Here is a 12138-nt window from a genome sequence, read left to right as displayed (position 1 = left end):
AGTCTCTCTCAATTCGCGGCGGCGGTCTGCGTGGCGACCGACTCGGCCACATGCTTGACCAGCGCGTCGACCGACGCGGCGGTCGCATCGAACACCGGCAGCGGATAGACGCCGTAGAAGATTACCAGCACGATCAGCGGGTAGAGCACGAGTTTCTCGCGGGTGCTGAGATCCAGAAGACCCTTGAGGCTCTCCTTTGTCAGCGCGCCGAAGATCACGCGGCGGTAGAGCCACAGCGCATAGGCGGCCGATAGGATGACGCCTGTCGCCGCGAACAACGCCACCCAGGTGTTGACCTCAAACACGCCCATCAGCGTCAGGAATTCTCCGACGAAACCGCTGGTGCCCGGCAGGCCGACATTGGCCATGGTGAAGATCAGGAACGCCACGGCGTATTTCGGCATATTGTTCACGAGCCCGCCATAGGCGGCGATCTCGCGGGTGTGCATGCGGTCGTAGATAACGCCGACGCAGAGGAACAGCGCGCCCGACACGAGGCCATGGGAGAGCATCTGGAAGATCGCGCCCTGAATGCCCTCGACGTTCAGCGCGAAGATGCCCATGGTCACGTAGCCCATATGGGCGACCGACGAATAGGCGATCAGCTTCTTCATGTCCTCCTGCATCAGCGCGACCAGCGACGTGTAGATGATCGCGACCACGGACAGGGTGAAGACGAAGGGTTGGAAGTAAAGGGAGGCGTCCGGGAACATCGGCAGCGAGAAGCGCAGGAAGCCGTAGCCGCCCATCTTCAGCAGGATGCCCGCCAGGATCACCGAGCCCGCCGTCGGGGCCTCGACGTGCGCGTCCGGCAACCAGGTATGCACCGGCCACATCGGCATCTTCACCGCGAAGGACGCGAAGAAGGCCAGCCATAGCCATGTCTGCATCTCCGCCGGGAAGTCATGGACGAGCAGCGTCGGGATGTCGGTTGTGCCGGCCGTCCAGTACATTGCCATGATGGCCAGCAGCATCAGCACCGAGCCGAGCAGCGTGTAGAGGAAGAACTTGAACGAGGCATACACGCGCCGCTTGCCGCCCCAGACGCCGATGATGATGAACATCGGGATCAGGCCGGCCTCGAAGAAAACGTAGAAGAGGACGATGTCGAGCGCGCAGAAGACGCCGATCATCAGCGTCTCCAGAATGAGAAACGCGATCATGTATTCCTTGACGCGCTTCTCGACCGAACCCCAAGACGCCAATATGCAGAGAGGCATCAGGAAGGTGGTGAGAATGACGAACAGCATGGAAATGCCGTCGACACCCATGTGATAGGAGATGCCGGAATCCAGCCATTCCGTCTTCTCGACGAACTGGAAGCCCGGATTGGCGTTGTCGAACCCCGTCCAGACAAAGAGCGACACCAGGAAGGTAAGCATTGTCGTCCAGAGCGTGACGGCGCGGATGTTGCGCCGCGCGCTCTCGCCCTCGTCCTTGATGAACAGGATGAGCAGCGCGCCTGCCAGGGGCAGGAAGGTTACGAGCGAAAGGATAGGCACGCCCGACATCAGTGACCCCCGAGCATCATCCAGGTGACCAGCGCGGCGACGCCGATCAGCATGACGAAGGCATAGTGATAGAGATAACCCGTCTGCAGCTTCACGACGCGGTTGGTCACGTCGACCACGCGCGCGGAAATGCCGTCAGGGCCGAACCCGTCGATGACGAAACCGTCGCCCTTCTTCCACAGGAAGCGCCCGAGCCACATGGCGGGCCGCACGAACAGGAAGTCGTAGAGCTCGTCGAAGTACCACTTGTTCAGCAGGAACTGGTAGAGCCCGTGATGCTGCGCGGCGAGCCGGCCGGGCGTCTCCGGTGAGCGGATGTAGAACTGGTAGGAGAGCAGGAAGCCGACCAGCATCGCGATGAACGGCGACAGCTTCACCCATAGCGGCACGCCGTGGAAATCGTGAAGGATGTGGTTGTTCTCCGCCGTGAACAGCGCGCCCTTCCAGAATTCCGCATATCCTTCGCCAATGAAGAAATGCTGGAAGACGATACCGGCAAGAAGCGCGCCCACCGCCAGAATATAGAGCGGCACCAGCATGACCGGCGGCGATTCGTGCACATGGTGCATGACATCGGCGGTCGCCCTCGGCTTGCCGTGGAACGTCATGAAGATCAGCCGCCATGAGTAGAAGCTGGTGAAGCAGGCCGCGACCACCAGCAGCGCGAAGGCGACCCCTGCGAAGGCGTTATGCCCGACAAAGGCGCCCTCGATGATGGCATCCTTCGAATAATAGCCCGCTGTACCGATAATGGTTGGAATACCGACGCCGGTGAGCGCCAGCGTGCCGATCACCATCATCCAGTAGGTCTGAGGGATCAGCTTCCGCAGACCGCCCATCTTGCGCATGTCCTGTTCGTCCGAAACGGCATGGATGACAGAGCCGGAACCGAGGAACAGCAGCGCCTTGAAGAAGGCGTGCGTGAACAGATGGAAAATGGCAGCGGAATAAAAGCCCATGCCGAGCGCCACGAACATGTAACCGAGCTGCGAACACGTCGAATAGGCGATGACGCGTTTGATGTCGTTCTGCACCAGACCGACCGTCGCGGCGAAGAAAGCCGTGATCGCGCCGATGATGGTGACGACCGTCAGCGCCGTGTGCGAGTGCTCGAAGATCGGCGAAAGCCGGGCCAGCATGAAGACGCCGGCCGTCACCATGGTGGCGGCGTGGATGAGCGCCGAAACGGGCGTCGGGCCCTCCATCGCATCCGGAAGCCATGTGTGCAGCGGCACCTGCGCCGACTTGCCCATCGCGCCCATGAAGAGCAGCAGGCAGACCACGGTCAGCGCCGCGGATTTGTCCAGTGCATAGCCCAGGAAGTCGAGGACAGTCTCGCCCGGCGCCGCGGTGGCTTCGGCACCATGGCCCGCCTCGGCAGCGGGTTGCTCGATTGCAGGAGAGGCCGCCTCGGTCGATGGCGCCGCATGATCGCCAGCGGCCGCCCCGGTCGACGCCTCGCCATGCACCTCCGCCGGCAGATAATTCGCGGCATTGGCGAACACGGTGTCGAGATTCACCGAGCCGAACAGCATGAACACGCCGAAGATGCCGAGCACGAAGCCGAAATCGCCGACGCGGTTGACGACGAAAGCCTTGATGGCGGCGGCGCTTGCCGAAGGCTTCTTGTACCAGAAACCGATCAGCAGATACGACGCGAGGCCGACGCCCTCCCAGCCGAAGAACATCTGAACGAGGTTGTTCGACGTCACCAGCATCAGCATGGCGAAGGTGAAGAGCGACAGATAGGCGAAGAAGCGCGGCCGGTGCGGATCGTGATGCATGTAGCCGATGGAATAAATGTGGACCAACGCCGAGACCGTGTTGACGACGATCAGCATGACCACCGTCAGCGTATCGATGCGGAACTCCCAGTTGGCGGACAGCGCGCCGGACTGGATGAAGGTCAGCACCGGCACGTTGAAGGCTTCGACGTCGCCGAGCCCGACGGTGATGAAGGCGTACCACGACAGCACCGCCGAGACGACCAGCAGGCCGGACGTGACGTATTCCGAAGCCTTGGCGCCGATCTGCGAGCCGAAAAGGCCGGCGATCAGGAAGCCGACAAGAGGAAGAAAGACGATCAGATGGTACAGCATAATTGGACCGTCAGCCCTTCATCATGTTCACGTCTTCCACCGCGATAGAACCGCGGTTGCGGAAGAAGACGACGAGGATCGCTAGACCGATCGCGGCCTCGGCGGCGGCGACCGTCAGCACGAAGAGCGCGAAGACCTGCCCGACCAGATCGCCCAGCGCCGCCGAGAAGGCGACGAAATTGATGTTCACGGCCAGCAGGATAAGCTCGATCGACATCAGGATGACGATGATGTTCTTGCGGTTCAGAAAGATGCCGAACACGCCGAGCGTAAAAAGAATCGCCGAAACGGTCAGATAATGCGCGATGCTGACAATCATCGTCAGATCCCCTTCCCCGTCTCGACTTTCTTGATCTCGATGGAGGTCGCCGGTACGCGCGCGACCTGCACGGAAACATCCTGCCGCTTCACACCCGCCTTGTGACGTAGCGTCAGTACGATCGCGCCGATCATGGCGACCAGCAGCACCATGCCCGCGATCTGGAAGTAGAAGACATACTGCGTGTAGAGAATGTCCCCGAGCGCCGCCGTATTGGAACGCGTCGCGATGTCAGGGGTCGGCAAGGCCACCGTGGAGGCGAGTTCGGGCGAAAAGGCATAGCCGCCGAGAACCACGATCAGCTCGGCCGCGAGGATGATGCCCACCAGCGCGCCCACTGGCGCATATTGCAATGCGCCACGCTTCAACTCGGCAAAGTCGACGTCGAGCATCATGACGACGAAGAGGAACAGCACCGCCACCGCGCCGACATAGACGACCAGCAGGATCATCGCCAGGAACTCCGCGCCCGTCAGCAGGAAGAGCGCAGCGGCGTTGAAGAAGGTCAGGATCAGGTAGAGCACGGAATGCACGGGGTTGCGCGCGGAAATGACCATGAAGGCCGCCGCGATCGCAATGAAGGCGAACAGATAGAAGAATATCGCCCCTAGTCCACTCAGCATCGGGTCCCCCGATCATCCTTTCCGTACAGGGCTTGCGCCCGTCCGTCCGGCAGCCTTCGGTCGCCGCCGGTCTGTCCCAGTGTTCCGCAGCGGACAGGAACGGGAGCAAGCCCGCTTTCGGCCCGATGCTTTAGACGAGCCCCTCGGCCCAGTCCATGCGTCAATTGTCAGCGATACGGCGCATCCAGAGCGATGTTGCGCGCGATCTCGCGCTCCCACCGGTCGCCGTTCGCCAGAAGCTTTTCCTTGTCGTAGTAGAGTTCCTCGCGCGTTTCCGTCGCGAACTCGAAATTCGGCCCTTCCACGATGGCGTCCACCGGGCACGCCTCCTGGCAGAAGCCGCAATAGATGCACTTCACCATGTCGATGTCGTAGCGCACGGTGCGCCGCGTGCCGTCGTTGCGGCGCGGGCCGGCTTCGATGGTGATGGCCTGCGCCGGGCAGATCGCCTCGCAGAGCTTGCAGGCGATGCAGCGCTCCTCGCCGTTGGGGTAGCGCCGCAACGCGTGCTCGCCACGGAAGCGCGGGCTGAGCGGCCCCTTCTCGTGCGGGTAGTTGATCGTCTCCTTCGGCGCGAAGAACTGCCGCATCGACAGCACGAACGCGGCGGCGAATTCCTTGAGCAGCAGCGACTTGGCGGCCTGGGCTAGCGCTGACATGGGTTAATCTCCAGATGCAAGTCCGCCGGCAAAAGCGCCGAGGACCGGAAACAGTACGAGGTCGACGATCGAGGCCATCTCCAGGGCGGTCTTTGTCTCCTCAAGCTCGACGCGGCGAGCCAGCGCCCGCATCGCGAAGAAGCCGACAAGGCCAAGCGCAAGACCGATGATGGCGCCGATCTGGAAACCGCTCATCATCCTTCTCCAAACAAGCTCGGCCAGACGCGCCAAGCAATGCCGGGAACCAATCCGGGAATCCTGACCGACATCACGCCCACCCCGTGAGTTTGAGGAAGGCGGCGGTGATGACGACCATCGCCAGCGACAGCGGCAGAAAAACCTTCCAGCCGAGGCGCATGAGCTGGTCGTAGCGGTAGCGCGGCACGAAGGCCTTCACCATGGCGAACATGAAGAACACCAGGCACACCTTCAGCACGAACCAGATGACGCCCGGCACCCAGGTGAAGGGCGCAAAGTCGAAGGGCGGCAGCCACCCGCCGAGGAAGAGGATGGTGGTGAGCGCGCACATCAGCACGATCGCCACATACTCGCCGAGGAAGAAGAGCAGGAACGGCGTCGACGAATACTCGATCATGTGGCCGGCGACGAGTTCCGATTCGGCCTCGACCAGATCGAAGGGCGGGCGGTTCGTCTCGGCCAGCGCCGAGATGAAGAACACGATGAACATCGGGAACAGGCCGAGCCAATGCCAGTCGAGCAGCGTGTTCGGCAGGCCAAGACGCGTGCCGATGCCGTCCTGCTGCGACAACACGATGTCGGAGAGATTCAGCGACCCGACGCAGAGCAGCACGGTGACGATGACGAAGCCGATGGAGACTTCGTAGGACACCATCTGCGCCGCCGAGCGGAGCGCGCCCAAGAACGGATATTTGGAGTTCGACGCCCAGCCGCCCATGATGACGCCGTAGACTTCCAGCGACGAGATTGCGAAGACATAGAGGATGCCGACATTGATGTTGGCGATCGCCCAGCCTTCGCTCACCGGGATGACCGCCCAGGCTGATATGGCGAGAACGGCAGCCACAAGCGGAGCCAGAAGGAACACGCCCTTGTTGGCGCCGGACGGGATGACCGGCTCCTTGAACACGAACTTCAACAGATCGGCGAAGGCCTGCAGAGTACCCCACGGGCCGACCACGTTCGGGCCGCGGCGCAACTGCACGGCCGCCCAGATCTTGCGGTCGGCATAGAGCAGATAGGCGACGCCGATCAGGAGAACGACGATCAGCACGACCGACTGCAGCAGGATGATCAGCGCCGGCAGGACGTAAATGGAGAAGAAGTCTTCCATGGTTCCTACTCGGCTGCCTGCTTGAAGCCGCCCTTGGCGAGAGCCGAACACTCGGCCATCACCGCCGATGCGCGGGCGATCGGATTGGTCATGTAGAAGTCGGCCACGGCCGAGACAAAGGCTCCGCCGCCGACACGGCCGACGAGCTTCGCCGCGTTGGCAACGCCTTCCGCATCGGCCGGCGCGACCTGATCGATGGCGGCGAAATGCGGATGGTCGGCGTAGAGCTTCGCCCGTAGCGCGCCAAGGGAATCGAACGGCAGACGCTTGCCGAGCACGTCGGAGAGAGCGCGCAGGATCGCCCAGTCCTCGCGGGCATCGCCGGGACCGAAGCCGGCGCGGCTGGTCATCTGCACCCGACCCTCGGTGTTGACATAGGTGCCTGACTTTTCCGTGTAGGCCGCGCCCGGCAGGATGACGTCGGCGCGGTGAGCCCCCGCATCGCCATGCGTGCCGATATAGACGACGAAGGCGTTCGCCGCGTTCGACAGGTCCAGTTCATCAGCGCCCAGCAGGAAGAGCACGTCGCTCGCGCCGAGCATATCGGCGACGTTCTTGCAGCCCTCGCCCGGCACGAAGCCGATGTCCAGCGCGCCGACACGCGAAGCCGCCGTATGTAGCACCGCAAAGCCGTTCCAGTCTTCGGAAACCGCGTCGACCGCCTGCGCGAGCTTTGCCGCGAGACCGAGCACCGCCGCGCCGTCCGGCCGCGCCAATGCGCCCTGCCCTACGATGATCAGCGGCTTCCTCGCATCCTGCAGCGTTGCGAAGAACGAGCCATTGCCGTCCGCCAGATCCCTCAAAGTTTCAGCACCCGCGCCCAGCTTTTCGTAGCTGTAGCGCGTGTCGCCGATCTCGCCGATGACGCCGACCGGCAGATTGCCCAGCCGCCAGCGCTTGCGGATGCGGGCGTTGAGCACCGAGGCCTCATAGCGCGGGTTGGCGCCGATGATCAGCACGGCGTCCGCCTGCTCGATGCCCTCGATGGTCGGATTGAAGACGTAGCTCGCGCGACCGAGCGACGGATCGAGCGCTGCGCCGTCCTGCCGGCAGTCGATGCTGGCGGCGCCCAGCGACTGCATCAGAAGCTTCAGCGCGTACATTTCTTCGACGGCGGCCAGATCGCCGGCAATCGCGCCGATCTTCTCGGACGACGTCCGTGACACCGCGTCCTTGATGGCGCCAAAGGCTTCAGCCCAGCTTGACGGCGTCAGGCGGCCGTTCCTGCGCACATACGGCCGGTCGAGGCGCTGCGAGCGCAATCCGTCCCAGATGTAGCGTGTCTTGTCGGAGATCCACTCCTCGTTCACCTGCTCGTTGACGCGCGGCAGGATGCGCATCACCTCGCGGCCTCGCGTGTCGACGCGGATCGCCGAGCCGACCGCGTCCATGACGTCGATCGATTCGGTCTTGGTCAGTTCCCACGGACGCGCCTGGAAGGCGTAAGGCCGGGACGTCAGCGCGCCGACCGGGCAGAGGTCGACCACATTGCCCTGAAGCTCGGACGTCATCGCCTGCTCGAGATAGGTCGTGATCTCGGCATCCTCGCCGCGGCCTATCAGGCCAAGCTCCGAAATGCCGGCGACTTCCGTGGTGAAGCGGACGCAGCGCGTGCAATGGATGCAGCGCGTCATGATCGTCTTCACCAGCGGGCCGATATACTTGTCCTCGACCGCGCGCTTGTTCTCCTTGTAACGGGAGCCGTCGAGACCGAAAGCCATTGCCTGATCCTGCAAATCGCACTCGCCGCCCTGATCGCAGATCGGGCAATCGAGCGGATGGTTGATGAGCAGGAACTCCATCACGCCTTCGCGGGCCTTCTTGACCATCGGCGTGTTGGTGAACATTTCCGGCAGTTCGCCATTCGGGCCGGGGCGCAGGTCACGCACGCCCATGGCGCAGGAAGCCTGCGGCTTGGGCGGACCGCCCTTCACCTCGACAAGGCACATCCGGCAGTTGCCGGCGATCGACAGTCGCTCGTGAAAGCAGAAACGCGGAACTTCGGCACCCGCCTCCTCCGCCGCCTGCAGCAGCGTGTAGTGGTCGGGTACCTCGATCTCTTTCCCGTCGACCTTGAGCTTAGCCATCAGTTGCCCCCGGCGGATTTCGCCGTCTCGTATGCCTCGAACAGATCACGGACGGCGACGCCATTGATCGTCATGCCCGCCACCTGCGCATTCTCGATCTTCACGTTGCTCATGTTCACATTCGAGAACAGAGCGCCCGAAACGTTTGCGTCGGCGACGCGCGCATTGCTGAGCAGCACCTGCTCGAACGCCGCGGCCGACAGATTTACATTGCGGAAATGCGTGTTCGACAGGTTGACGTCGTCGAACCGCGAATTCGCCACCGAGGCGTTCTTCACATCCAGCACGTCGCGCTTGTCGTGGATTTCCATCGTTCCGCTCATGCGTCCCGACCCGTCGCGATCTTTGCGCCGCCGCTCAGCGCCGCTGCCTGCGCGATCCAGCCGTCACGCTCGATGCGGCCCTTGAAGCCGACGGCGTCCTCGATCCGCGCGACGACCGCATCGTCCCAAGCCGCGATCTGCGCATATGTCCGCACGCCGAGACCGTTCAGCACTTGCTCCATCTTCGGTCCGATCCCCGAAATGGCCTTGAGATCGTCGGCTATCAACACCGCGCCGACCTCTACTGCAACTGCCGTCTCGCCAGGGGCAGTATCCGCTATGTTGCCGCGATCCGGCTTCCGCAGCATGACCACATTGCCGCGCGGTTCGGCAGGCGCCACGTTCGTTGTGGCTACATTCTGAACCAGCGAGCGCTTGACCGCGACGGAACCGCCCTGCCCGGCTTCCATCAACGGCGCCCAGAAGCGCTGCGACGCGTCCGCCGCCATCGCCATGACACCCATCCAGTGGCCGACGGCCTGGCTCGCCACGCCGAAGCCAAGCGCCGAGAGCGCCATGGCGCCCGCCGCCGGATGCGCCATCAGATTGGCCAGTTGAGAGGCCTCCGGCACAAGCGATGTGAGGGTTTTCTTCATTCGGCCGCCACCAGTACCGGCTCGGCGCGATGCGCGTTGCGGGAGAATTCGTCGATCCGACGTTCCACTTCACCACGGAAATGGCGCATCAGGCCCTGGATCGGCCATGCTGCGGCGTCCCCAAGCGCGCAGATCGTATGACCTTCGACCTGCTTGGTCACATCCAGAAGCATGTCGATCTCGCGCTTCTGCGCCTCGCCACGCACCAGCCGCTCCATGACCCGCCACATCCAGCCGGTGCCCTCGCGGCACGGCGTGCATTGGCCGCAGCTCTCATGCTTGTAGAAATAGGAAAGACGCGCGATCGCCTTCACGATGTCGGTGGACTTGTCCATCACGATCACGGCCGCCGTACCGAGACCGGACTTCAGGTCGCGCAGCGCGTCGAAATCCATCGGCGTATCCATGATCTGCTCGGCCGGCACCAACGGCACCGAGGCGCCGCCGGGAATGACGGCAAGCAGATTATCCCAGCCCCCGCGGACGCCGCCGCAGTGCTTCTCGATCAGCTCGCGGAACGGGATCGACATCGCCTCTTCGACGGTGCAAGGCGTGTTGACATGTCCGGAGATGCAGAAAAGCTTCGTGCCGGCATTGTTCGGCCGGCCGAAGGATGAGAACCACGCGGCGCCGCGCCGCAAAATGGTCGGCGCGACCGCGATCGACTCGACATTGTTGACCGTCGTCGGACAGCCATAAAGACCCATATTCGCCGGGAAAGGAGGCTTCAGCCGCGGCTGACCCTTCTTGCCCTCGAGGCTTTCCAGCAGCGCCGTCTCCTCGCCGCAGATATAGGCCCCTGCGCCATGGTGCATGTAGACGTCGAAATCGTAGCCGTTGATGTTGTCCTTGCCGATCAGACGGGCGGCATACGCCTCGTCGATCGCCCGCTGCAGCGCCTCGCGCTCGCGGATGAACTCGCCGCGCACATAAATGTAGGCCGCGATCGCCCCCATGGCGAAGCCGGCCACCAGACAACCCTCAACCAGTGTATGAGGATCGTGCCGCAAGATGTCGCGATCCTTGCAGGTTCCGGGCTCCGACTCGTCGGCATTGACGACGAGATAGCTCGGCCGGCCGTCGCTCTGCTTCGGCATGAACGACCATTTGAGACCTGTCGGGAAGCCGGCGCCGCCACGGCCGCGCAGCCCCGACGCCTTCATCTCGTTGACGATCCAGTCGCGGCCCTTGTCGAGCAGGCCCTTGGTGTCGTCCCAGATGCCGCGCGCCTCGGCGCCCTTCAGCGACCTGTCGAACTGGCCGTAGATATTGGTGAAGATACGGTCTTTGTCCTGCAGCATATCGCGACCTCAAACCGGCTTCTTGCCAAAGACACGGACATATCCGTCCACGCCGCCCTTGGCGAGCGCCTTGGCCTGTTTGACCCAGTCCTCGCGCTCGATCCGGCCCCGGAAATTCAGGTACCCGTCGACCCATTCGCGCTCGGCCTTCTTCCAGGCGGCGATCTGCGCAAAGGTAAAGATGCCCAGCGAATGCAGCGTGCCCTCGATTTTCGGGCCGACGCCGGAGATGAGTTGCAAATCATCGGGCTTGGCGGGACGCTCGATACCGGCAGGCCGGCTCTTGTCATCCAGCGACGGCTTTTCCGTCTTCATCTTCTTGCCGGTCGCGCCAACCGGCTCGCCCTTCAGCGCTTCCGGCGAGACGAAGGCGGCCGGCTCGCCTTGCGACTTCGCGGCGACGCGCTGTTTAGAAACTTCCTCGACAGCCGGTTCCGTCCTGTTCGCCTTAGCGGCATTGTGCGCCGGCGGCTTCACGCTGGCCGCCGTCTCCACTTTCGCGTCGACCTTGACCGGGGAAGGCGATTTCAACGTGCCGTTGGTTTCGGCGGCGTATGTCGTGGGTTTCGCCGCCTTTGAGGGCGGCACGCTCGCGCCTTCGGCGGGCTTCGCGGCTTCCGCGGCGGCAGCGGCTTTGGCTTCCCGATCGCGCGTGGACTTGAGCACAGCCTTTTCGTCGCGGAGCGACGTCAACCCGGAGATGGGCGCCGATAGGGAGCGCCCGTTCTGCGGCCCGACCGGCACGTCGGCGCCCTTCCCGGCTTCGAACGCATCGATGATCTCGGCAAGACGCTCGGGCGTCAAATCCTCATAGGTGTCCTTGAAGATCATGACCATCGGCGCGTTCACGCACGCGCCGAGGCATTCGACCTCTTCCCACGACAGGGTGCCGTCGGCATTCGTATGGAAAGGTTCCGGATGGATCTTCGACTTGCAGAGGTTGATGAGGTCTTCCGCGCCGCGAAGCATGCATGGCGTCGTGCCGCACACCTGCACATGCGCCTTCGTGCCCACCGGGTGCAACTGGAACTGCGTATAGAATGTCGCGACTTCCAGCGCGCGGATGTAAGGCATGCCGAGCATGTCGGCGATCGACTCGATCGCGGCGCGCGTGACCCAGCCTTCCTGCTCCTGGGCCAGCATCAGCAGCGGGATAATGGCCGATTGCTCGCGGCCCTTCGGATATTTCGCGATCCAGCGCTGCACCTCATCCACCATCTTGCCGGTGAAGGCGAAGGCGGCTGGCTGAACGGCTGGCTCGGCGAGACGACGTACGGACATTCAGAAAAACCTTAGCGTACCGGCTTG

At 63.2% G+C, this 12138-nt stretch carries 12 protein-coding genes; all 12 read right to left on the bottom strand.

Annotation, left to right across the window (positions count from 1 at the left end; translation table 11 throughout):
* Positions 1-8: 8 nt before the first annotated feature.
* Positions 9-1511, bottom strand: a complete 1503-nt coding sequence (locus M9955_25110) for an NADH-quinone oxidoreductase subunit M (protein MCO5084929.1) — start codon at positions 1509-1511, stop codon at positions 9-11.
* Complete coding sequence (gene nuoL, locus M9955_25105) at positions 1511-3607, bottom strand: NADH-quinone oxidoreductase subunit L (protein ID MCO5084928.1); 2097 nt, start codon at positions 3605-3607, stop codon at positions 1511-1513. Before nuoL ends, M9955_25110 begins: the two co-directional genes overlap by 1 nt.
* A gap of 13 nt (positions 3608-3620) precedes the next feature.
* A complete protein-coding gene (gene nuoK, locus M9955_25100; protein MCO5084927.1) occupies positions 3621-3929 on the bottom strand; it encodes an NADH-quinone oxidoreductase subunit NuoK in 309 nt (102 codons plus the stop codon).
* Positions 3930-3931: 2 nt separating this feature from the next.
* Positions 3932-4552, bottom strand: a complete 621-nt coding sequence (locus M9955_25095) for an NADH-quinone oxidoreductase subunit J (GenBank protein ID MCO5084926.1) — start codon at positions 4550-4552, stop codon at positions 3932-3934.
* A gap of 167 nt (positions 4553-4719) precedes the next feature.
* On the bottom strand, positions 4720-5211 hold the full coding sequence (nuoI, locus tag M9955_25090) for an NADH-quinone oxidoreductase subunit NuoI (GenBank protein ID MCO5084925.1): 492 nt from the start codon (positions 5209-5211) through the stop codon (positions 4720-4722).
* Between the two features lie 3 nt (positions 5212-5214).
* A complete protein-coding gene (locus M9955_25085) occupies positions 5215-5406 on the bottom strand; it encodes a hypothetical protein (GenBank protein ID MCO5084924.1) in 192 nt (63 codons plus the stop codon).
* Between the two features lie 73 nt (positions 5407-5479).
* A complete protein-coding gene (nuoH, locus tag M9955_25080; GenBank protein MCO5084923.1) occupies positions 5480-6523 on the bottom strand; it encodes an NADH-quinone oxidoreductase subunit NuoH in 1044 nt (347 codons plus the stop codon).
* A gap of 5 nt (positions 6524-6528) precedes the next feature.
* Entirely contained in the window at positions 6529-8610 is a 2082-nt protein-coding gene (gene nuoG, locus M9955_25075) for an NADH-quinone oxidoreductase subunit NuoG (protein ID MCO5084922.1), read from the bottom strand.
* Positions 8610-8933 (bottom strand): pentapeptide repeat-containing protein, encoded by a 324-nt coding sequence (locus M9955_25070; protein ID MCO5084921.1) that lies wholly within the window; start codon positions 8931-8933, stop codon positions 8610-8612. Before M9955_25070 ends, nuoG begins: the two co-directional genes overlap by 1 nt.
* A complete protein-coding gene (locus M9955_25065; GenBank protein MCO5084920.1) occupies positions 8930-9529 on the bottom strand; it encodes an NADH-ubiquinone dehydrogenase in 600 nt (199 codons plus the stop codon). The genes M9955_25070 and M9955_25065 overlap by 4 nt, the downstream gene beginning before the upstream one ends.
* Positions 9526-10830 carry an NADH-quinone oxidoreductase subunit NuoF gene (gene nuoF / locus M9955_25060; protein MCO5084919.1) on the bottom strand — a complete coding sequence of 435 codons (1305 nt, stop codon included), beginning with the start codon at positions 10828-10830 and terminating at the stop codon, positions 9526-9528. Before nuoF ends, M9955_25065 begins: the two co-directional genes overlap by 4 nt.
* Before the next feature lie 9 nt (positions 10831-10839).
* On the bottom strand, positions 10840-12111 hold the full coding sequence (locus M9955_25055; GenBank protein ID MCO5084918.1) for an NADH-quinone oxidoreductase subunit E: 1272 nt from the start codon (positions 12109-12111) through the stop codon (positions 10840-10842).
* Positions 12112-12138 lie beyond the last annotated feature (27 nt).

This window comes from Rhizobiaceae bacterium, from assembly GCA_023953845.1.
Taxonomy (GTDB): domain Bacteria; phylum Pseudomonadota; class Alphaproteobacteria; order Rhizobiales; family Rhizobiaceae; genus Arvimicrobium.
Note: the sequence above shows the minus strand (reverse complement) of the source record. Positions and strands in the feature narration are given on the sequence as shown.